Consider the following 22,596-nt stretch of genomic DNA (forward strand, 5'->3'; position numbering starts at 1 on the left):
TTTCTTGCTCAAAAAGTTAAGGAGGGGAAAACATTGAAACAAGCAGTTTGGTTTCCAACAGAAGAGTACAAGGGAAAAACACGTTTATATGGTTGGATGAAATCATTGGGATATGAAGACTATGAAACTTTTTATAATAAATCTATTGAGGAAACAGCTTGGTTTTGGGGAGAGGCAGAAAAAGCAGTGGGCTATCAATGGATGAAACCTTATACAGAAGTGTTAGATTTAGAAAATGGTACACCGTTTGCACAGTGGTATAATGGCGGAACATGTAACGTTGTAGAATCAGCTTTATCCCGCTGGCTTGCGGATGAAGAGACGAGAATACAGCCAGCACTTCAGTACGAAGGGGAAAATGGAACTTCAAAATCATTTACATATGAAGAGCTTGACAACTGGGTAAGCCGTGTTGCAAATGGTTTGAAACACGCGGGTATTGAGAAAGGTGACCGTGTAACAATTTATATGCCAATGATTCCAGAAACAGTTGTTGCGATGCTAGCTGTAATGAAAATCGGAGCAATTATTTCACCAATATTCTCAGGCTTTGCGTCTGATGCAGTTATGACACGTGTGCAAGCGGCAGGTTCAAAAATGATTATTACCGCAGATGGATTTTCACGCCGAGGTAAAATTGTTTCTTTAAAAGATGAAGTAGATAAAGCTTGTGAACATTGCCCAACTGTTGAAAAAGTTGTTATCGTTCGTCATGCAGGAAATGATTTTACACCACATAACTATGACTTTTCGTGGAGTACGCTAGAAAAAGAAAAACCATTCATACATGCAGAGGAAATGCAAAGTGATGATCCATTAATGCTCATTTATACATCAGGAACGACTGGTAAGCCGAAAGGAACAGTACACACGCATGCAGGATTTCCTTTGAAAGCAGCTTTTGATGCAGGATTTGGAATGAATATTAAACAAGGTGATCGTGTATTATGGGTAACTGATATGGGCTGGATGATGGGGCCGTTTCTATTATTCGGTTCACTCATTAATGGAGCAACGATGGTTATGTACGAAGGTGTTCCAGACTTCCCAGAAGCAGACCGGTTATGGGAGACAGTTGATAAATATGAGATTACTCATTTAGGTATTTCGCCAACGTTAATCCGAGCATTAATGGCAAAAGGTGATGAGTATGTCAATAAACATTCTTTAAAGAGTTTGGAAGTATTCGCATCAACAGGAGAACCTTGGAATCCTAATCCATGGATGTGGCTGTTTGAAACAGTTGGAAAAGGAAATGTCCCAATCTGTAACTACTCAGGTGGAACTGAAATCTCTGGTGGGATTTTCGGTAATGTTCTTATTAAGCCAATAGCACCGATTAGTTTTAACGCATCTTTACCAGGAATGGCAGCTGTCGTACTGGATGATCAAGGTAAACCAATTCGAGATGAAGTCGGAGAATTATGCTTAGAGAAACCTTGGGTAGGTATGACGAAAAGCTTCTGGGAAGATGATGAACGTTACGTAAACACATATTGGTCGCGTTTTGAAAATAAATGGGTCCACGGTGACTGGGTCATTTACGATGGTGAACAATATATTATCACAGGGCGTTCAGACGATACGTTAAATATTGCAGGTAAACGTATTGGACCTGCTGAATATGAATCTATTCTTGTGAAACATAACGATGTAATTGAAGCTGCTGCAATTGGTGTACCTGACGAAATAAAAGGTGAAGTTTGTCATTGTTTTGTAGTATTAAGAGATCATGTAACATTCACAGAAGAGTTAAAGAAAGAATTAATGAGTTTAGTAAACTCTCATATTGGAAAAGCGTTGTGTCCTAAAGACATCCACGTTGTAGAAGATTTACCGAAAACACGTAACTCTAAAGTAATGCGCCGTGTTATTAAAGCAGCTTACTTAGGAAAAGAATTAGGTGATTTGTCTTCACTTGTAAATCCTGAAGTAGTTCCGTTTATTCAGGGGTTACAGTCTAGTAAATTATAAAATTAGAAAGGAGCTCTATATAAATAGAGCTCCTTTTTTATGTTTATAAAAAGAAAAAAGTGAATTTGATGAAGAAGAAAAATTTTACTATTAGTGTTAAGTATGTTTTTTAGTTTTAATCAAAATACGATATTATGGAATGTCTATTCAATGGAGAAATACTATTTTACAACAACAAGGTGATGACAAAGCGTGACTGCTTATATGTCTGTTTAAACCTTTACGTGTTCATATATAAAAAGCTGACTATACTCAGTCAGCTTTTTATATATTACATTCTAGTATTTATCTCGCTATTTGTCAGGCAGTAATGCCCCCACCTAAAAATTCAGCGAAAGCAAGGAAGTAGGTGAGGGATCAACTTTCCGGAAAAGTCTGATTGGTTCCAAAAGACATATTCTTTCCTTTAAGTTGACATTAAAAATATTACCAATTTTTTCTTTTACAATGGCAACAAATAAAGAAACATTTACAACGACACTTATTTCGTTTAGAACTCCAATCATCATCACGATGACACTTTTCTTTAGATTTCCACCAATCATCATTACAATGTTTTTCCTGAGAACTCCAATCGTCATCACAATGACACTTTTCTTTAGATTTCCACCAATCATCATTACAATGCTTTTTCTGAGAACTCCAATCATCATCACAATGACGCTTTTCTTTAGATTTCCACCAATCATCACAACAATGCTTTTTCTGAGAACTCCAGCAATCATTTTTCCAGGACATTCATTTCTACCTCCTTTCAATAGTGTTCATATTATTCTATGTTTTAATAAAAAAATGGCTTGTTTATTAACCTACTATTTTATTTTTATATGATAGAGTGTTTTCTACTCGGTATAGAGTTCATACAAACTATGCTAATTTTTAAGAGATAGTGGAGGGAACTACTACTAGTTATGGTATTTTTCAATAAACATTTGTTGAAGAAAATGTTCTGATTACAAATAATATCTTATTTTCGAGTACGTTTTTTAAAATGTATATTTTACGATAACAAAGGAAAAATCCATGAATAAAGTCTATGTATATATGAGTTAATGGGAAAATCTAGTGTGTTTTTAAGAGGCGTCTTATTTAAAAGAAAAAAGATTTATTTTAAAAAGTGGTGTCTAAACATTAAATGAAGTAGGACTAAACTCACCTGCCCTAATTAAACAAGCTTTTAATTAGGGCAGGTCTGTTTTTATAATGAATAATGAAAAGAAAGTTTGGTACAATTGTTTGTTTTTTTCTTTTTATGTGTTTGCCTCGTACCCTTTTAAGCTAATGGACATACTTTACTAATAGAAAGGATTAGGAGGTGAGGTATTGGGTTCTCGATTTAATAATTGTAAAAAGAAATGTACATGTAAACAAGATGATTGTTGGGAAGTATTCGAAGAGTGTAAAAAAGAACAGCATGAGAAATGTGATAATTCTTGTGTACAAGGAATTAGAGATGAACTTAAGAAATTAATTAATCGAACAGTTCAAATTAATACAGAGGGACGTACTTATGTAGGTACTGTCTCGTCTGTAAGTTGTGATGTAGTTAGGCTTGCGGCTATTCCTGGATCGGTTGCAGTAATTATTTCCATTTGCAAAATTGAAGCAATTTTCCCACCTGTTACAACGGTTACTGCTGACTTTGATTTTAATGGTATTGATGTAGCAAACAAAGCATAATTATGTTGCTTTTTTGTAAAGCCATTCACATGAATGGCTTTATTTTAATTTCATATAAAAGGAGAATATATTCTTTATATAGAAATAAGTTTGAGGTTATAAAGCATGATGTACGAAAGGAGCAAGGAAGTGATTAAACTAGAAACCTTTAAAAAATCTGATTTTAAACAATTAATAAATTGGATTAATTCCGAAGAATTTCTAATACAATGGTCAGGTAATGCCTTCACATTTCCTTTAGACGAACAGCAATTAGAGAAGTATATAGAAAGTGCAAATACATTCGCTTTCAAAGTGGTAGATGAAGAGACTTCAGACGTTATTGGTCATATTTCGCTTGGGCAAATAGATAATATTAACAAGTCCGCTAGAATTGGAAAAGTATTAGTTGGTAATACGAAGATGAGAGGACGTTCTATAGGAAAACATATGATGAAAGAAGTACTTCATATTGCTTTTGACAAATTAAAACTACATAGAGTAACTCTTGGTGTTTATGATTTTAATACGTCGGCTATTTCATGTTACGAAAAAATAGGATTTGTAAAAGAAGGATTATTAAGAGAGTCGAAAAAAGTAGGGGAAACGTATTGGAATTTATGGGAAATGAGTATGTTAGAATATGAATGGAAGAAGTAGTAACAATAGTGATTTATAATTATATTATGTTAACAAAAGGGGGTTGGTGGATATAGTGGATAATAAAACAAAAATTATTTCAGTTGCAGCTGTTTCAGGGGAGAGCTAGTATATTAAAACTGAGAAAGAAACCATTTTTGAAAAAGGCCCACCTGCATTGTTTCTGAGGAATAAGAGGACGAGCCCTAATTAAACGAAACTGAATGAATCTGTAAAAATTGTAACTAAAGTATGCATCAACAAGGTATTGAAAGGGATGAATAGTAAACTTTACAGATTATTCCATATATAACAAAACTGGTTAGCTTCTGATTTAAGCGCTACTAAATAATTATTATTAATAGAGTTATTCGTATACATTCTGTTCTTTTGGATGTTAAGTACCGTATAATTCACATCGTTTCGTTCATTTGAAAATGTTGATTCATTTAATAGTGTAAGTGTCGAGTTAATGTTGTATTTATCAATTCGCTCTTTTTTTCCTTTAAAAAACAGTTTGATAAGATGTGGCTCATTATTAATGAATAAGCCAAGTTCAGGCGATGAACGGACGATTAAATCATCTGATTTCCAATATGATTTACCTGGATCAAACCAAGAGATTTCTTTATTTTTAATGAATTTTTTGTATTGCTTTATGACATCAATGTAGTTTTGTTTTTTTTTCTGATCAACCGTTTGTACTAATGTTTCAAAACATTCAAAAGGTAGTTTGTTTTGATGAAATTTAATAACAGTTTCTCGTAATTGTTTCCAGTAATCAAAAGCTGGTTGATATTCAGGTTGGGATTTTAGATTTTTTATAAAGGTTGTTTTAGCTGTACTACCTTTCAGTGTGAAGTCTAAAAATTGTGTAAGCCCTACTTTAATTTCTGTCATATTACATCACCCTTCCAAACATTATTCATTTAATAATAGACGAAAAACCCTACACTTTTAAAGAAATGAGCTAGATGCTAGAAAACCTAATGTCCATGCACAATAGATACGAGAAAGCCAATCCGTAAGTATAAATGATGGACCATCCAATTGAAGATAAATTAGATAATGGTTACCAGGTGATAGGTTATTAATATAATCGGATAGTGAGGCGAGTTTAAAAGATAACAATATAGATTATTTAGCTTGGATTTGAGAAAAAAGTGCATGGGAATAAAGAGGGATATAGGGAAATGAGCCCTCATCAAAAAATATAAGTTGGTATCAGTATACCGTAGAGAATGAGTGTATAGAACATACAAGTAAAAGTATTGGCTAGCACACTTAAAATAAGCCGTATAAAGAGTTAATCATTGTGTGCTTTGATTATATAATGTCGCGAAATAAATAGTGTGAAGGACAGCTATCTTAGCAAGTGTTTCATGTAACGTTCATATACTTTAATTTTTTATAATTAATTAAATTTGAATTTTGTTTGTTGTTAAGAAAAGGTGAGAAGAAAATAAAAAAAGAGGGCTAATGCCCTCTTTTTCTTTTAATTTGGTAATTAATCACAGATTGGTATCCCAAGCACTCTTAGAGCTAATGCTACTTGAAGGGAAATCTCTAATCTAGCAATTTCAATACCAGCTACTGAAAGAACTAAAAAAGGTTGTCCGTTTACAAATACAACGCAACTATCCATAGTTAAGCCTCCTTTCTAGTAATCTACTATAGTATATGAATGGAACTTTAAAATGTAATAGTTCAATTGTTGGATTTAATAGATTAACCCATTTAAACTAAACAAACGAATACAACGAAAGGAAACAGAGATGGATGTATGCCTCAAAAAACATAGGTTTTAAGACATGTAATGGGATATGAAATTCATCATATTGGTCAGCTATCTATATGGGCGAGGGAGTTAAACTAGCAATTTGTTTCAGCAAATTTGATTGGACGAGGATGATAGAATTAAAACCGACTTGCATCTCAAACGCAAGTCGGTTTTTATATATAAGAAGATTTCTTAATTGAAATCTTCGGATTTTTTTTGACGTATATGTAAAAACATTAAAATTGTAATTATAAAGAAAACCAATAATGTTTGTATGATCAAATTTTTAAACTGAAGCAAAACTGCCCAAGATGTAACAGCATCTTTAAACGCTTGGAGTGCAGAGCACGAGGAAGGATCAAAACCATACTGTAGTAACTTTTTTGTTTCAATAAATGAAATGTTTTCTTCATCTGCATCTAATATTACTGAAATTAGTCTAGTGTCTCCTAGTTTTGCTGTACTGACAAAACTATAATTACCGTTAGTTGAAAAACTAGTTTGTAAGCCATCAACACCTTGAAGTTTAATGTTTTCATTAAGGGAATATATCATTTTATTCGTATTGAAAACCTGGGAATCTTTGAAGGTAAATTGGTAAGAGGTTAGTTTCGTAATATTCAATACATCTGGAAAATCTTTTACTAATCGTGCTGCTAGTTTAGCTGCATCTATTGCTGTTGTAGTTGATTGTTTATTTGTATCATTATTAATTCCAGTAGAGTTTAGAAATGGAGATGGTTGTAATAACTTTAGTTCTTTTGCTTTTTTATTCATTAATATTGTAAAGTTATCTTCATTTCCAGCAATGTGTTCTGCTAGAGCGAGTGCAGAACGATTATTCCCTGCCAGTAGCAATGCATGAAGTAAATCACGAACCGTTGTTTTATCATTCGATGTTACTTGTATAGGGCTTGTTTCTACTCGGAAAACTTCGTTACTTATTTGTACGAAGTCATCTAACTGTATTTTTCTATCATTTAGTTGCTCCAATACGATATATTCTGTCATTAATTTAGATAAAGCAGCTGATTGTACTGGAGTTTCTTCATTTTTTTTATAAACAATTTCACCTGAATTAGCATTTATTAAAATAGCTGATTTAGCTTGAATAATGGGACCATTTACATAAAGATAAAAATATAAAACGATAAGTGCAGTAATAAAAAAAGATAATAATAAAATAGCGAATTTCTTTAAGAATTGCATAAGCGATCCTCCTATTATGACATCAATACTAGTATTGTAAAAAGGAATGCTTAATTAGGAAGAAAGAAAAGGTAAAGAATTTCTAAAGAATTATAAAGGATTATTAAATTTTGGGTGTTAATGGAAAAAGTTCAATTTCTTGTATGATAAGAAATTGAACTTTTTATTTATAATATTAACATTTGTATGGGAGTAGTTTTACAGTGAATGTTGTTTTTTCATCATCACTATATACTTCAATTGTTCCTTTATGCAATTCGACTATACTTTTTGCAATAGCTAATCCAAGTCCAGATCCACCAGTGTTTGTAGAGCGAGATTTCTCAACGCGATAAAAACGTTCAAAAATATGAGGTAAATCCGTACTAGGAATAGGTTGTCCGTAATTTGTTATATCAATTGTAATCATATTATTGCTTTCATAAGCAGTAAGGTCAATATAGCGACCTTCGCTTCCATAAGCGATAGCGTTTATAATAAGATTTTCAAACACACGCACTAATTTTTCACCATCAGCTAATACCATGAGCTTTTGAGATGGGAAAGAAGGTCGACATTCTATATTTGCTTCTTGAAATTGTATACGGAATTGAACAGTTAATTGCCCAAGTAACTCTACTATGTCAATAGGGACAGAATACAAGCTTAACTCTTTATTTTGAACACGTGTATATTCGAACAAGTCATTCATTAATGCATTAAGACGAGTTACTTTATCGTAAATGACTTGAATATAGTATCGCAATTCTACTTCATCTCTATAATTATCATGATGGATTAAATTTACGTATCCAACTATAGAAGTAAGGGGAGTGCGTAAGTCATGTGATACATTTGTAATAAGTTCACTTTTTGCTTGTTCCGCTTGTCTTTCTTCATCAATGGAGACTTTTAATTGTTCAACAATTTCATTGACCCCGATTGCTAATTCTTCTAGATAATTATGATTTACAATAGAAACTTTATGATTGAAGTTTCCATTTGCAATATAACGAATTTCTTCTATCATTTTTTTAATACAAGTTTCATAATAAAGTTTTTTCTCGTGAAGATAAAAAATGTAAAGATAGGATGAAAAAATAGAAAATAAAAACAAATAAGATACAATCATCATCCATAACGATTCTTTAATCCCTTTATACTTTTCATAACCAAAAATTCGAATGAATTCTTTACCAAGTTCAGTTAGAGTAAGTGAACTCTCAATTACACTCGTAACGAGGCGATAAATAATTAACTCAGTAATAGGCGTGAGTGTGATAGCTAATAAGAGCCAAAAAATAAGTTTCCATTTAGGGATATCTTTTAATATATCAAATGCTTCATTTCTCAATTTTATAGCCAACTCCCCAAACAGTGTGAATAAATTTTTCTCCATTTATTACTGTTTCAAGTTTATCCCGTAAGTTGCTAATATGAACCATTACAGTCTTATTTGAACCGTAACCATCTTCATTCCAAACGCGTTCAAAAATTTCTTCTGAACTAAATACTCTTCCTGTATTACTTGCAAGTAAATATAAAATATCGAACTCAATAGAGGTTAATTTAATATACTCTCCATTTACTTTAACAGTATGATTATGTTTGTGTATTTCAACAGAGCGAATACGAATAATACCATCTTCATTCTTTTGCGAAGTAGCGTTTTGGAAAGAGGATCTTCGTAATAAAGCTTTCACTCTTGCTACTAATTCTAATGGATTGAATGGCTTGATCATATAATCATCGGCACCTGTCATAAGACCTAATATTTTATCCATATCTTCTGCTTTTGCACTAAGCATTAGAATTGGTACAGTATTATTTTCACGCACTTCCTGACAAACTTCTAATCCGTTTCGCTTTGGCATCATAATATCCAAAATCATAAGGTCAACTTCATATGTAGAAACCTTTTGCAATGCTTCATCGCCATCATAAGCTTTATAAATGTTATAGCCTTCATTTCGCAAATAAACAGCAAGTAATTCAACAATTTCTTTATCATCATCAATAATTAATATGTTTTTATTCATTGTGTAGTTCCTTTCCTTACAAATCATCAACATTACTATAATATCAAACATTTATGTACTTGTAGTGACGATTCTGTATAAAATTTCATGTAACGTATTAAAAAGGAGTAAAAAGATTAATAACGAATATAAAATAACGAGGATATTTATATTCTATATTATACTGAAAGTTAGTTGTGAGGGGGATTTGTTATGCTGTATGACGATATATATTCATTTACTGCAACGGGAAAAATAGAAAATGATATTCAAGTTTTTTTACTAAAATATAATAAAGAGTTTACATATAAACATTCAATTTGTGTGGCAAATGTGGCAAAAAAGATTGCAGAAAAGTTTCACGTAGATAAAGAAAAAGCAGCAATTGCAGGATATTTACATGATATTAGTGGCATTTTTCCGAACGAGGAGCGGATTACAGTTGCTGAAGAATTTGGGATAGAAATAGTGGAAGCAGAAAGAAAGTTTCCTATGATCATTCATCAAAAACTATCGAGAGTAATCGCAAAAGAAATATTTAAAGTAGAAGATGAAGCGATTTTAAATGCAATTTGTTGCCACACAACGTTGCGTAAACATGCAACGAAGATGGATTTAGTATTATTTGTTGCAGATAAAATAGAATGGGATCAAAAAGGGACACCACCATATTTAATAGAAATAAAAAAAGGATTGGGAAAATCTTTGGAAAAAGCAGCTTTTGTATATATTTCATATTTGTGGGAAAGGAAAGATATATTGAAAGTTATACATCCATGGCTAGAAGAAGCATATTGGGATTTAAAAGGAATTGTACAGTAGAAAGGACAAGGAAATGCAATTAAAAGAATATATGAATCAAACATTTCCAGGAGTTACATTAGTACCCTACTTATATTCTTAATGGGAAAATCATTTACATTTTGATTTTGGAAAAGATAAATATCAAATTGTAGAAGGAACCGACAATTTAAATACGGAATACTTTTCTCAACTATATACATATAATAAATTCTTATTTGAAGACATATTTTCAAAAGAAGATGTAGTGTTTGTAGTGACAAATGTTTATAGATTTAAAAAGGAAAATATAAAAACTCCACAGAAAATAAATGTATACAATAAATATATTAAGAAAAGAGATTTAAGATTTCATATAAGATAAGAAACGTTACCGTTTTTATTTGAAGATGAAGAAGCAGATTTATATTGTACATATCATTTTTCTTTACAATGCCTTGCGGAACATATTAAATATGAATCGCTTATACAAGTTGTTAATCATGAGGATTTCTTTGATCTATATCCTCGATTTGGACGAAAAAAAGAAATTTCTTATCCAGATGTATTTCTCATAAATGCAACGAAAGATATTGTCATGTTTATGTATGATGATAGAGGATGTGAAGTAATTGCGAAGAATAAAGAAATAATACGAGATTTATATAAGAAATACAAAGAATGGATTCCAGATTATGAACGAGAAAGTATAGATAACTTATTTAAATGACAATAGGGGAAGTGAAGTGTGTAATGAAACGTATTGCAATTGTATCTGCATGGGAACCAGAACTGACGTATTTGCATCAACATTATCCAAGTGAACGTGTTGAAAAAAGAGCTGCTTGGGAATTTCATTTTCATACTATTAATGAGCTGGAAATTATATCAGTTGTTACTGGTGTTGGTAAAGTAAGCTGCGCTAGTTGTGTACAATTGTTAATTAGTGAGTTTCAGCCAGATGAGTTGTTTATGACAGGAATATGCGGAAGTTTATCAAACAAAGTGAAAAACGGTCATATTGTAGTCGCACTAAACGCAATACAACATGATGTTACTGCTGCTGGTTCAGGGGAAGATGTTTTTAATTTATATAACGGTAGAACAGCACCTATTGAAACAACAAAATCACTTGTAAGAAGAATAAAAAAAATACGATCGTATGATCCGATCCATTTCGGTACATTTTTATCAGGAGATCAACGTATTCGTAGTTCGGAAATGAGATATTTACTCCATACCGTATATGGAGCATTAGCAGTTGATCAAGAATTAGCAGCTTTCGCCTATGTATGCCAAATAAATAAAAAACCATTTCTCTGTTTAAAAGCTGCTTCAGATCAAGCAAATGATAAAACGAAAGAAGAACAAAAAATCTTTAAAATGCTAGCATGTGAAAGAGCATGTGAGTATTTAATTGCTTTTTTACGTGTTTATGAGATTAATGTAGTAAATAATAGATAGTTTGTTATAAAACAAATTAAGAGTGAGTTATATGTAGGGAAATGTCCGTTCATTTCAAATAAAGAGCTGAAATTTATAATAGATGGAATATATTATATGGGTACATGTTTAGTTTAATACAAGCAATTGGAGGGCAATTTTATATGATTCAATATAAAAGGTGTAGTGATGTAAATATTGATTTAGTATATGTCGATAATGACTTAAAAGGCTCTCTATGCGTAAATGAACAAGGTAAAATTAGTTTTATTTTCGTAGACAAAGGTTATAGAAATATTGGTGTTGGGATGAAATTATTACAAGTAGCAAGAGAAGAATTAAATTTATCAAGTTTATCAATTGGGTTTCCTAACAATAATTTATTGGAGGGTTTTTTAAAGAAATGTGGATTTGAAAAGAATTCTTTAGCGCAATATGAAATGTATTTATTACTCTAAGAGCGGAAAGATTTATTCTTTTCGTTTTTTATTTAGCCGTTATGTTGGTAAATGCTCCGCAATTATAATTTGTAATGAGAGGGATTTTGTTTATCCTTAAGTTATTTTTTTAATTGTCAATTTTATGCTAATAATTTTCTTTGTATAATATTCTAATTTTATGTAGAATAGATACGATGGGAGGGGATGAAATGAATAATGGATTAAAGTTTAAGATTTTTGAATTGCATTGTCTCGTTCAAAAGACTTATTCTGATATTAAAATAGCATGTGATATTGCTATTTATCAAGAAAACACTTCTAAATATTTAATTTCATTAGGATTTTTAAATAAATCATATATGACTTATATAGAAGCAAAAAGATTCTATCGTGAAAATGAAGAACTTGTAAGTGTAGAATTTGATAATTTCTTTGATATGTATGATAAATTAGAAAATGAATTAAAACAAGTTATTTCAACTGAAGATAAAAATCCTTCATTGCTACATAGCAGACTTGATCAGTTTCAGCAGAAAGTTGAAAATATAAATGACCTAATAAAAGTATTGCAAAATGCTCGTTAATGAATGCTTTTTTCTTTTTTGTATAGAAATTATGTATTAAAAACATTTTAGGGATATTACATATTGAAGAGGTGGCTTTTGTAGATTACAAAAGTCATCTTTTTATGTTAGGAATAGATTGTATACATTTTAGCAGTTTCATATAAATAATAGAAATTTATACGAGGTAAATATCATGGGAAATAAAAAAGAAATAGCTATAGTTGCATTAACAACAGGATTCGTTTTAACAAGTGTAACACCATATGGAGTAGGTCATGCAGAGGAACCTGGTCAAATGCAAGTTGAAATTCAAGAGGATTCGTTCCGTACAGGTGATCTTACACAACCATCAAAAAAGGCGCCAGAGAATGTAGTGAAAGATGCACTTAAGGAAAATACAGAGCATGCTTTGTCTCCAAAACAAGTTAGTGCAGAAACAGGAGTAGATTACAAGGTTCTTCAAAAACGTGGTTCTTATGATGGAACTACACTTGTGCGCATGCAACAAATATATGAAGGAAAAGAAGTGTATGGCCACCAGTTGACTGCTCACGTAGATAAAAAAGGTATTATTAAAAGCATTTCAGGAGCTAGCGCACAAAATTTAACACAAGAAGATTTAAAGAAACCTATTAATTTATCAAAAGAAGAAGCGAAACAATATATTTATAAAAAGTACGGAAACGACATTAAATTTATTTCTGAACCAGAAGTTAAGGCGGTTATTTTTGTTGATGAAAATCATGGGCAGGCTAGCAATGCATATCAAGTTACATTTGCTGCTACAACACCAAATTATGTATCTGGAACTTATTTAGTGAATGCTCATAATGGCGATATGTTAAAAGATATGGTACAAGAATCAAGTTTGAAAATAAGTGAAGAGTATGTTGAATCCGTTAAGGAAAATAAAACTAGCAATTTCACATCATTAACTGGAACAGGAAAAGATGATTTAGGCGTAACTCGTACATTTGGTATTTCTAAACAGACCAGTGGGAATTATGCGCTTGCTGATTACACAAGAGGGCAAGGAATTGAGACATATGATGTAAATTATAGAGATATTACAAATGAAGAAAGTTATTATCCTGGCATACTAGCAACTAGCGCTTCAACAACATTTAATGATCCAAAGGCGGTAAGCGCTCATTTCTTAGCAACAAAGGTATATGATTTTTATAAAGAAAAATATAAGCGTAATAGTTTTGATAATAAAGGAAAAAAAGTAGTTTCAGTGGTACATGCATGGGATTCTGGAGGAACAAATGATCCTGAAAATTGGGAGAATGCATTTAGTACTAATATTAATAACATTAGTATGCTTTTATATGGAGATCCTATGGTAAAAGCGTTCGATATAGCCGGTCATGAATTTACACATGCAGTTACATCAAGTGAATCTAACCTTGAATTTTCAGGAGAATCTGGGGCAATTAACGAGGCATTATCGGATATTATGGGAACGGCTATAGAGAAATACATAAATAATGGGGAATTTAACTGGACAATAGGAGAACAAACTGGATCGACTTTTCGTAATATGAAAAATCCAACTGCAATTAATTTTTCAGAAGGACTACCGTATCCCGATGATTATAGTAAATATAATGATTTAAATGGAGAGGATTATGGAGGCGTTCATTTTAACTCAAGTATTATTAATAAAGTTGCGTATTTAATTGCACAAGGCGGTACTCATAACGGTGTAAATATAAATGGTATTGGTGAAGATAAAATGTTTGATATTTTCTATTATGCAAATACTGATGAATTGAACATGACTTCTAATTTCTCTGAATTGAAATTGGCATGCCTTAAAGTTGCAACTAATAAATATGGAACGAACTCAATTGAAGTTCAAGCAGTCCAAAATGCTTTTGATGCGGCAAAAATTCCAGGAACAGTGAAAGAAAACGAAAAAACAGCAGAAAATCAAGCTCCAGAGTTAACTGTGCCGTTTACCATTACACTACGTGTAGGTGATACGTTTGATCCAATGAGAAATGTAAAAGCTGTTGATAAAGAAGATGGTGATTTAACAAATAAAGTAAAGCATAAAGGCGATGTAGATACTTCAAAACCAGGTACATACATTGTGGAATACTTGGTTGTTGATTCCCAAGGGAGAACTACAACGGCTAGACAGACTGTAATTGTAGAGGGAAATGGAGAAATATTAGATTTAGAACCTAAATTAACAGTGCCTGTTGGAGCGACAATGCATGTAGGAGATTCATTCGATCCAATGATAAAAGTAAAAGCTATTGATAAAGAAGACGGCGATCTTACTTCTAAAGTAAAAGTTGATGGTGGAGTAGATACATCTAAAGTCGGTACTTACGTATTAACGTACACGGTTACAGATTCTAAAGGTCATGAAGTAACGGCGAAACAAACTGTAACGGTTAAAGTTAGAGAAGAAGTTACAAATGAAAAACCAATACTAAAAGTACCTGCTACAACTTCAATTACTGAGGGTGATCAATTTGATCCGTTGGTAGGGGTATCAGCTACTGATAAAGAGGACGGTGACCTTACTTCTAAAGTAGCGTATGAAGGAACTATAGATACAACTAAAGCTGGTACTTATGAAATAATATATAGTGTCAAAGATTCCATGGGTAATGACGTAAATACAAAACAAAAAGTATTAGTGAAAGATAAAGAAACTAGCAAAGCTAATGGCCTTGCTAATAAGGCAAATAAGAGTAATATCTCAAACAACAGTAATAGCGATAAAAAAGAGTATACATATAAGGAGCTTCCAAAGACGGGTGTAAGTACAAATAACAGTGCAGCAATCGGCATATTGATGATTATTACAGGCACAGTACTCACTTTTGTTCGCAAATTTAGAAAGATACAAAAATAATAGTAGGGATTATTCGTTTGAAGAAAAGAGTTCATTATTCAGAAGAAATAAAGTAGAAAGTAAGTAAAACAAAATATGGATTTTTTACTTAATAAGATTTTAGTAGTTAAGCGGTGCATTTGGCTTCTATAAAAATTTGTAGTTGGATCATGTTCTGTCTACAAAACTACATTACATAAAAAACACGTTACTATTCTCATTAAAATAAAAGAATAGTAACGTGTTTTTTGGTTTGGAAAAAGCATAAATCCTATAGTTCATGAATCTGGGAGTGCTTCTAATCTGCCATTGATGAGTTACTGAAAACATTTTGTTTTAATGGAAGTTTCACTCTAAATGACAACATGAGATTTTCGATATTTACCAGGTGTTTCATTGGTGAATTTTTTGAAAATTTTAGTGAAATAACTTTGATCGCTAAAATTAAGCGAAGCGCATATGTCTGATAAGGGATAGGTGGTGAAAGTTAATAATTTCTTTGCTTCTTCGACTCGTTCACGTTGAATGTACTCAATTAATGAAATACCGACCTCTTTTTTAAATAATATAGATAAATAATCTGAATTCACATTTGCAAATTTAGCAAGTTGTTTAACAGATATTGGATTGTAAATATTTTTAAAAATATAGTTTTTGCAAATAGCAATAGTCTGTGAATGTTGCTGTGTTTTTTGTGCCTTTACACGGTCTGCAAAGGTGCAAAAAGCATTTTTTAATAAATCCCAAACAGATTCTTTGTCTTTTAAATCTTCTGTTCTTTGAATATGTAAATCATAAATTTTGTAAGCAATCCCAGATGGAAGTCCCCCTTTTATCGCATATCTAGTAGCGAGCGTGATGGATGAAATACAAATGTTTTTATGACGTCTTAATTGATGGAATGAAGATAAAGATGAAAGAGTCTCTTGTTGGAATTCGTAATAATATTTGAGTACGGTTTCTTTATCCCCGTTTTCTATAGATCTAAGTAGTTGCTGCTCTATATATAAATTATGATAAATGGATTCGTCTTTTTGCATTGAAATATATACATCTTCGTTTAAGATTCTGCTATGACTTATATGAACTGAGTCACTGTTATTTGAAAAGGTGCTTACATCTGAATTTTTTTTATAGAGAATGTTATAAAACAATATTGCTATATTTACAAAGAAATTTTGATCTTTCACTGACAATGAAAAATAACGGTCTCTTGTTCTTTTATAATTCGGAATAAAATTAAGGTTACTATCCACTTTACTTGTAGAAAAATTTACATGTGCCATGGGCCCAATAATAATAGTACCGTTCACCATATAATCACTCTTTATGTGAATTAAAATGAAGTGCCCTAGATGTTCGTGAGTTCTGAAGATGGGAGAATTATATGTATCATTTCTTTGAAAAAGCATATGTAACTGTTCTATTTTTGATGTATACAACGAATGTGAATCATTTTTTGATTTAAATTTTAAAAGAATATTGTTGTTACAATCTAAAAAACAAACTGGAATTTCGAAAGATTGGAAAAACATATTGCAAATGTACTCTATCTCAACTAGACTGAGCTTTTTAGTCATATTCTTCCTCCTTACAGTTATGCGTGATAGTTGAATAATTATATATTCCTTTTTTCATAAGTAGAAACGGAAAATCTTTATCAATAAAAAATATAAATAAAAGTTATAAACTTCTAAGAATAATACCATAATTTAACATGAATAGCACATATTATTTGAATATACAGGTAATAGTTTTGGACAGTAGCGTAAAATATGAATCGTCACACTTATTTGTTGGTTATTACTTATATGTATCAAAAAAGGATTAAGATTGGATTTTAAATAGGGATAGGAAGGGAGAAATGAATGGATTGACAGTAAGTGATTAGTCGAAATTAGCAGTGAAAGCTATTATGTAACAATGTAATAAGTCTTGAAGTAGAGATATGAGGGTAATTCAGGGGAGAAAATTACATATATCATGCAGAGAGACAACGTAATAATAGAAGATAAGAAAAGTGAATAAGTGATTGTAAACAATGGATTGTTGGACGACTATGTTTTATGTTATTGGTTTAAATCTGATACTTGGCACACTATTGCTTGTAAGAAGGTAATAGTAATAAAGAGATTTTTAAAATGATACAAGTAGTAAAGGGGAAAAGAGAAATGAAAAAAATATTTAGTGTGCTTTTAGTGTTTTTCTTAACATTTTCTACATGGTCTAGTGTATTAGTAAAGGCAGATTCACCATCTAAAGGTACTTTAACGATTCATAAGTATGCACAAGAAAAAGATGGAGTGCAGGGACTAGAAGGTGACGGTTCTGCAAATCAAGAGGTGCCAAAAGATGCGAAACCATTAAAAGGTGTAACGTTTGAAGTGAAAAGGGTTGCTTCTTTGGAAAAAATTTCAAATGATGGGAAAATCGTAAAAGAAGATGTGAAACCTGTAATGGGAGCCACTCCAAATCAAGTAGTAACAGATGATAATGGACAAGCTGTATTAAAAGATCTTCCGCTAGGACGTTATGAAGTGAAAGAAGTAGCAGGACCTCCACATGTTAACCTAAATCCCAATACGTATACAGTGGATATTCCATTAACGAATAAAGAGGGTAAGGTGCTAAACTATGATGTTCATATGTATCCAAAAAATGAGATTAAACGTGGTGCAGTGGATTTAATAAAAACTGGTGTAAATGAAAAAGCATTAGCAGGTGCAGTATTCTCTTTATTTAAAAAAGATGGTACAGAAGTGAAAAAAGAGTTAGTAACAGATGCTAATGGTCATATTCGCGTGCAAGGATTGGAGTATGGAGAATACTATTTCCAAGAAACAAAAGCTCCGAAAGGCTATATAATAGATCCAACTAAACGTGAGTTTTTTGTTAAGAATTCCGGAACAATTAATGAAGATGGAACTATTACTTCTGGTACAGTAGTTAAATTAGAAGTGAAAAACTATGAAGAACCAACAATTGATAAAAAGATTAACGCAAAATTGGAAGCGCTACCAATTAATCCTCTAACTAATTATAATTATGATATTAAAACATTAATTCCTGAAGACATTAAGGAATACAAAAAATATGTGGTAACAGATACTTTGGACAATCGTTTAGTGATTCAAGGAAAGCCAATCGTGAAAATTGATGGAGCAGAAGTAAATGCAAACGTTGTTGAGGTAGCTATAGAAGGTCAAAAAGTAACAGCTACAGTAAAAGATTTCACAAAATTAGATGGTAAAAAAGAATTTCATTTGCAAATTAAATCCCAAGTAAAAGAAGGGGTACCATCTGGTTCGGAAATTTTAAATACAGCAAAAATTGATTTTACAAATAAAAATGATGTAATGGGAGAAAAGGAGTCTAAACCTGTAGTTGTTGTTCCAACAACTGGAATAATTGAGTTAACAAAAATTGATGGTGCTAATAAGAATAAATTAAAAGGTGCAGAGTTTGTACTTAAAGATCATAATGGAAAAATAGTTGTCGTAGCAGGAAAAGAAGTAACAGGTGTATCTGATGAGCATGGTGTTATTAAATGGTCTAACATTCCATATGGAGATTATCAAATTTTTGAAACGAAAGCACCGACATATACAAAAGAAGATGGTACAAAAGCTTCTTATCAATTATTAAAAGACCCTATTGATGTAAAGATTAGCGAAAATAATCAAACGGTTAAATTAACGATAGAAAATAATAAAAGTGGATGGATTCTTCCGGTAACGGGTGGTATAGGAACGACTCTTTTTACTGTAATAGGCCTTACTTTAATGCTTACAGCGGCACTTGTTTTCTTTAGAAAAAAATTTGCTAGAAATTAAGATTTTAGGAACATGTAACTATATGAAAAGGGGAGAAGCAAAATGCTTTCCTCTTTTCGATATTTAAGCATATACAGAGGTGGAAATATGAAACGAAATCTTGTTTTGGGGGGTATTTTTTTATTTGGATTAGGTATTTTTTTATATCCTACTATTAGTAATTGGTTGGCGACCCGTGCACATTATTCTGAGATTAGCTCTTACGATAAGAAGATTAAAGCGCTACAAAAGAAAGAAGTCGAACGTAGGGAAAAAGAAGCAGCCGAATATAATAAACAAGTTCAAACTTCCATGAAAACATTTACAGATCCATTTTCTGAAAAAAAAAGTAATCATCAAGCGTATGCTGATGCGTTAAATTTAGGAGATGTAATGGGGTATATTGAAATATCGAAAATTAATATAAAACTGCCAATCTATCAAGGGACCTCTGAGGAAGTATTGAGCCGCGGGATAGGTCATTTAGATTTTTCTTCGCTCCCGGTAGGTGGAGAAAATACCCACACTATTTTAACAGGGCATCGTGGTTTACCATCAGCAAAATTATTTACAGATTTAGATAAGTTGAGTGAAGGAGATCTTTTTTTTATTCATTCTTTAGACAAAGTTCTTGCTTATAAAGTAAATCAAATTAAAGTAGTGTCACCACATGAAACGGACGATCTACAAATTGTAGAAAATAAAGATTATACAACTTTAATTACGTGTACGCCTTATGGAGTAAACACCAATAGATTGCTAGTTCGAGGTGAGCGTGTGGAGTTAAACGAGAAAGAAAAACAAAAAGTGAGTACAGAGATATTTATATTTAATAAGTGGACTGTAATAGTTACAATCCTATTGTTATGTGTGCTTCTAGTCGTAATTTATAAGAAAAAGTTAACTCGATAGAATGTATTTATCCTGCATTAATGGGAAGTGGGACCGGAAATTCAAAGATAAGTAAAGACGGTATATAGGGGATGAAGTAAATCATCATTAATAAAAATTCATTTTATTCGACTATAGAAAAAAACGGTAAAGGTGGGAACAAAGGAATTGAGGCTACGATTAAAGCTGGTAAGTATTCATTTTATTGTTTTGTTAATGTTAAGTGTAAGTTTTGTCGTATATGTACCAAAAGAAGCATATGGATCCACGACTACCTTAGAAGGTCTAGGAGATATATCGCGTTATAATGCTGTTATCTTTGGTAACCATAAAGCAATAGGTGGCGACATTGAAGGAGCAATTGCAGTTCAAGGTGATATGGATGCATCGGGGTATACGATTGTAGGTGCAGCAGCAGGAACATCTAATATAGTAGGTGAAAAATGGGTTGATGAGAGATATCCGTCCTTGTTATTGTCTGGAAAACTAAAAAAATCAAGAGAAGAATCTTTTATCATTCAAAACGGAATAGTCGTAATGACAAAAGAGAGTGATCCAGATCGCATCATACAACCTTCTTATGATCGTATCGTTTATAAAGAAAAACTAGAAATTGACGCGAAATTTAATGAATTTCGCAATATAGTGAACCAAGTTAGTAAAAATGCAGGTCAATATAAAACGAATGCCCCAATTCCAAATATGAGTCATGGAATCGGAAAAGATATAAACAATCCTAATATTTATGTTTCATCAGAATTGACAGAGAAAATCAATGTAGATATAAGAGATGTATTTTTGCCCAATGCTAAGGACAAAGATTTAATTGTAATGTATTCAGATGCAATAGAAGTTACATTTAAAAATGGGTCTATTCTATATGACACGAATAATATTGGAAAGGCTACAGATATAGTTCCTACATCACAACCATATTCGCCTAATTCCCCGTTTACTGAGCTATATGGGAAAATGATTTGGGTTTTTCCAAATGCGAAAAAAATTACAACAGAGGGATATGGTGTCGTTGGGAGTGTGTTTGCTCCCAATGCTGTATTAGAAACAAAAGGCGGTTCGATTAATGGACAAGCATTTGTCGGTGCGGTACAACAAACTGGTGGATTTGAATTTCACAATTTCAAATTTAACTGGCAACATTGGAACAAGCCTAGTATAGGAAAAGTGAAAATAAAAAAGGTTGATAGTAATAATGATAATAAAAAATTGGTGGGAGCAAAGTTTCATATAGAAGATTTAAAAGGAAAAATAGTTGGAGAACTAATAACAAATGAAGAAGGAGAAGTAATATCAAAAGACTTACCAATAGGAAACTATACCTTAGTGGAAATAGAGGCACCTAAAGGCTATGAATTAGTAAAAGATAAAATAACTGTAAAAATAGAAAAAGATGCAGTAGCAGAAATTAAAATAGGAAATAAGAAATTGCCCGATCCAATGGGGAAAATGAAGTTAGTGAAAGTAGATACGGAGATAAAATAAAAAGCTAGCAGGGGCAAAGTTTCATATAGAAGATTCAAATAAAAAAGTAGTTGGGGAGTTAGTAACAGATGAAAAAGGAGAAGTAATATCAAAAGACTTACCAATAGGAAACTATACCCTAGTGGAAATAGAGGCACCTAAAGGCTATGAATTAGTAAAAGATAAAATAACTGTAAAAATAGAAAAAGATGCAGTAGCAGAAATTAAAATAGGAAATAAGAAATTGCCCGATCCAATGGGGAAAATGAAGTTAGTGAAAGTAGATACGGGAGATAAAAATAAAAAGCTAGCAGGGGCAAAGTTTCATATAGAAGATTCAAATAAAAAAGTAGTTGGGGAGTTAGTAACAGATGAAAAAGGAGAAGTAATATCAAAAGACTTACCAATAGGAAACTATACCCTAGTGGAAATAGAGGCACCTAAAGGCTATGAATTAGTAAAAGATAAAATAGCTGTAAAAATAGGAAAAGATACAGTAGTAGAAATTAAAATAGAAAATAAGAAATTGCCAGATCCGACTGGGCAATTTGAAATTGAAAAAGTTGATGATAAGGATAGTGAATTAAAGCTAAAAGGCGCTGTATTTCAAGTGTTAGATAAAGAAGGGAAAGAAGTTAGTAGATTAATAACGGATGAAAAAGGAAAGGTAATTTCCAACCAATTAGCAATTGGAAAGTATACGATTAAAGAAATAAAAGCACCGAACGGATACATGTTACTTAGGGATCCAATAGAAATAGAAATTACAGAAGCAGTAAAGACACAAAAAATAACAGTGAAAAATGCGAAGAATAATTGGGTAATTCCTAATACTGGTGGGAGCGGAACAACAATTTTTTACGTAATTGGTATTATGCTAATGTTTGGTGTGCTATATTTCTGTAAGAAAAATCGTATATTATGAACTAATTTTATAGAGTTAGACAGATCGTTGCGTTAGAGAGTTTTAGGGCATGAGTTCGGTATTGTACTGGACTCATGGTACTACATTTGTTGAAGGAGGAAGGATAATAGTAAACATAGAATATATTAATGAATTAAAATGTTTAAGA

General features: G+C 31.8%; 16 protein-coding genes and 3 pseudogenes. 12 read left to right on the forward strand and 7 right to left on the reverse strand.

What is annotated here, in order from left to right:
• The first annotated feature begins 33 nt into the window (after window positions 1-33).
• Window positions 34-1,974, forward strand: coding sequence for an AMP-binding protein (locus AXW78_RS12170; protein ID WP_061884187.1), 1,941 nt, complete (start codon window positions 34-36; stop codon window positions 1,972-1,974).
• Between the two features lie 320 nt (window positions 1,975-2,294).
• Here AXW78_RS12170 and AXW78_RS12175 read toward each other — a convergent pair whose 3' ends face one another.
• Entirely contained in the window at window positions 2,295-2,699 is a 405-nt protein-coding gene (locus AXW78_RS12175; RefSeq protein WP_000560146.1) for a hypothetical protein, read from the reverse strand.
• 598 nt (window positions 2,700-3,297) lie between these two features.
• Here AXW78_RS12175 and AXW78_RS12180 point away from each other — a divergent pair.
• Both AXW78_RS12180 and AXW78_RS12185 read left to right on the forward strand, forming a co-directional pair.
• Complete coding sequence (locus AXW78_RS12180) at window positions 3,298-3,654, forward strand: hypothetical protein (RefSeq protein ID WP_000535575.1); 357 nt, start codon at window positions 3,298-3,300, stop codon at window positions 3,652-3,654.
• A gap of 105 nt (window positions 3,655-3,759) precedes the next feature.
• On the forward strand, window positions 3,760-4,293 hold the full coding sequence (locus AXW78_RS12185; protein WP_000990085.1) for a GNAT family N-acetyltransferase: 534 nt from the start codon (window positions 3,760-3,762) through the stop codon (window positions 4,291-4,293).
• Between the two features lie 270 nt (window positions 4,294-4,563).
• Here AXW78_RS12185 and AXW78_RS12190 read toward each other — a convergent pair whose 3' ends face one another.
• From AXW78_RS12190 to AXW78_RS12205, 5 genes are all read right to left on the reverse strand, one after another.
• Window positions 4,564-5,172 (reverse strand): hypothetical protein, encoded by a 609-nt coding sequence (locus tag AXW78_RS12190; protein ID WP_000136051.1) that lies wholly within the window; start codon window positions 5,170-5,172, stop codon window positions 4,564-4,566.
• 607 nt (window positions 5,173-5,779) lie between these two features.
• Window positions 5,780-5,917: a DUF3956 domain-containing protein gene (locus AXW78_RS32170; protein ID WP_000376554.1), complete on the reverse strand. Its 138-nt coding sequence runs from the start codon at window positions 5,915-5,917 to the stop codon at window positions 5,780-5,782.
• A gap of 327 nt (window positions 5,918-6,244) precedes the next feature.
• Window positions 6,245-7,261, reverse strand: a complete 1,017-nt coding sequence (locus tag AXW78_RS12195) for a D-alanyl-D-alanine carboxypeptidase family protein (RefSeq protein WP_001160046.1) — start codon at window positions 7,259-7,261, stop codon at window positions 6,245-6,247.
• 175 nt (window positions 7,262-7,436) lie between these two features.
• On the reverse strand, window positions 7,437-8,594 hold the full coding sequence (locus tag AXW78_RS12200) for a sensor histidine kinase (protein WP_001243304.1): 1,158 nt from the start codon (window positions 8,592-8,594) through the stop codon (window positions 7,437-7,439).
• Window positions 8,584-9,279: a response regulator transcription factor gene (locus AXW78_RS12205; RefSeq protein ID WP_001038807.1), complete on the reverse strand. Its 696-nt coding sequence runs from the start codon at window positions 9,277-9,279 to the stop codon at window positions 8,584-8,586. Before AXW78_RS12205 ends, AXW78_RS12200 begins: the two co-directional genes overlap by 11 nt.
• Window positions 9,280-9,471: 192 nt before the next feature.
• Between AXW78_RS12205 and yqeK the strand changes: the two genes are divergently transcribed.
• The 6 genes and pseudogenes from yqeK (at window position 9,472) to AXW78_RS12235 (ending at window position 15,362) form a co-directional block, all read left to right on the forward strand.
• A complete protein-coding gene (gene yqeK, locus AXW78_RS12210; RefSeq protein WP_061884188.1) occupies window positions 9,472-10,080 on the forward strand; it encodes a bis(5'-nucleosyl)-tetraphosphatase (symmetrical) YqeK in 609 nt (202 codons plus the stop codon).
• 13 nt (window positions 10,081-10,093) lie between these two features.
• Window positions 10,094-10,768: pseudogene (locus tag AXW78_RS33830) on the forward strand (DUF3885 domain-containing protein).
• Window positions 10,765-11,502 (forward strand): phosphorylase family protein, encoded by a 738-nt coding sequence (locus AXW78_RS12220; RefSeq protein WP_061884189.1) that lies wholly within the window; start codon window positions 10,765-10,767, stop codon window positions 11,500-11,502. Before AXW78_RS33830 ends, AXW78_RS12220 begins: the two are co-directional and overlap by 4 nt.
• Before the next feature lie 188 nt (window positions 11,503-11,690).
• Window positions 11,691-11,939: pseudogene (locus tag AXW78_RS12225) on the forward strand (GNAT family N-acetyltransferase); the annotation flags it as partial.
• Between the two features lie 191 nt (window positions 11,940-12,130).
• The gene (locus AXW78_RS12230; protein WP_001059022.1) at window positions 12,131-12,505 is read left to right on the forward strand and encodes a hypothetical protein; all 375 of its coding nucleotides are present in this window, start codon (window positions 12,131-12,133) and stop codon (window positions 12,503-12,505) included.
• A gap of 175 nt (window positions 12,506-12,680) precedes the next feature.
• Window positions 12,681-15,362 carry a M4 family metallopeptidase gene (locus AXW78_RS12235; RefSeq protein ID WP_046946278.1) on the forward strand — a complete coding sequence of 894 codons (2,682 nt, stop codon included), beginning with the start codon at window positions 12,681-12,683 and terminating at the stop codon, window positions 15,360-15,362.
• 332 nt (window positions 15,363-15,694) lie between these two features.
• On the opposite strand, the gene AXW78_RS12240 is transcribed toward AXW78_RS12235, so the two are convergent.
• Window positions 15,695-16,921, reverse strand: a complete 1,227-nt coding sequence (locus AXW78_RS12240; protein WP_000162848.1) for an AraC family transcriptional regulator — start codon at window positions 16,919-16,921, stop codon at window positions 15,695-15,697.
• A 591-nt stretch (window positions 16,922-17,512) separates the two neighbouring features.
• Here AXW78_RS12240 and AXW78_RS12245 point away from each other — a divergent pair.
• The 3 genes and pseudogenes from AXW78_RS12245 to AXW78_RS12255 all read left to right on the forward strand — a co-directional run bounded on the left by AXW78_RS12245 (window position 17,513) and on the right by AXW78_RS12255 (window position 22,448).
• Window positions 17,513-19,174, forward strand: coding sequence for a SpaA isopeptide-forming pilin-related protein (locus tag AXW78_RS12245; RefSeq protein WP_081114031.1), 1,662 nt, complete (start codon window positions 17,513-17,515; stop codon window positions 19,172-19,174).
• A gap of 87 nt (window positions 19,175-19,261) precedes the next feature.
• Window positions 19,262-20,065: a class C sortase gene (locus AXW78_RS12250; protein WP_074593703.1), complete on the forward strand. Its 804-nt coding sequence runs from the start codon at window positions 19,262-19,264 to the stop codon at window positions 20,063-20,065.
• A gap of 147 nt (window positions 20,066-20,212) precedes the next feature.
• Window positions 20,213-22,448 (forward strand): annotated as a pseudogene (locus AXW78_RS12255) (SpaA isopeptide-forming pilin-related protein).
• Window positions 22,449-22,596: the final 148 nt, after the last annotated feature.

Origin of the sequence: Bacillus thuringiensis, from assembly GCF_001595725.1 — a bacterium.
Classification (GTDB): domain Bacteria; phylum Bacillota; class Bacilli; order Bacillales; family Bacillaceae_G; genus Bacillus_A; species Bacillus_A thuringiensis_K.

Coding starts and splice junctions, on each gene's coding strand:
- AXW78_RS12175 (WP_000560146.1), bottom strand. CDS start 2,699: ATGATTGCTGGAGTTCTCAGAAAAAGCATTGTTGTGATGATTGGTGGA.
- AXW78_RS12185 (WP_000990085.1), top strand. CDS start 3,760: ATGATGTACGAAAGGAGCAAGGAAGTGATTAAACTAGAAACCTTTAAA.
- AXW78_RS12190 (WP_000136051.1), bottom strand. CDS start 5,172: ATGACAGAAATTAAAGTAGGGCTTACACAATTTTTAGACTTCACACTG.
- AXW78_RS32170 (WP_000376554.1), bottom strand. CDS start 5,917: ATGGATAGTTGCGTTGTATTTGTAAACGGACAACCTTTTTTAGTTCTT.
- AXW78_RS12195 (WP_001160046.1), bottom strand. CDS start 7,261: ATGCAATTCTTAAAGAAATTCGCTATTTTATTATTATCTTTTTTTATT.
- AXW78_RS12205 (WP_001038807.1), bottom strand. CDS start 9,279: ATGAATAAAAACATATTAATTATTGATGATGATAAAGAAATTGTTGAA.
- yqeK (WP_061884188.1), top strand. CDS start 9,472: ATGCTGTATGACGATATATATTCATTTACTGCAACGGGAAAAATAGAA.
- AXW78_RS12220 (WP_061884189.1), top strand. CDS start 10,765: ATGACAATAGGGGAAGTGAAGTGTGTAATGAAACGTATTGCAATTGTA.
- AXW78_RS12230 (WP_001059022.1), top strand. CDS start 12,131: ATGAATAATGGATTAAAGTTTAAGATTTTTGAATTGCATTGTCTCGTT.
- AXW78_RS12235 (WP_046946278.1), top strand. CDS start 12,681: ATGGGAAATAAAAAAGAAATAGCTATAGTTGCATTAACAACAGGATTC.
- AXW78_RS12240 (WP_000162848.1), bottom strand. CDS start 16,921: ATGACTAAAAAGCTCAGTCTAGTTGAGATAGAGTACATTTGCAATATG.
- AXW78_RS12245 (WP_081114031.1), top strand. CDS start 17,513: ATGAAAAAAATATTTAGTGTGCTTTTAGTGTTTTTCTTAACATTTTCT.
- AXW78_RS12250 (WP_074593703.1), top strand. CDS start 19,262: ATGAAACGAAATCTTGTTTTGGGGGGTATTTTTTTATTTGGATTAGGT.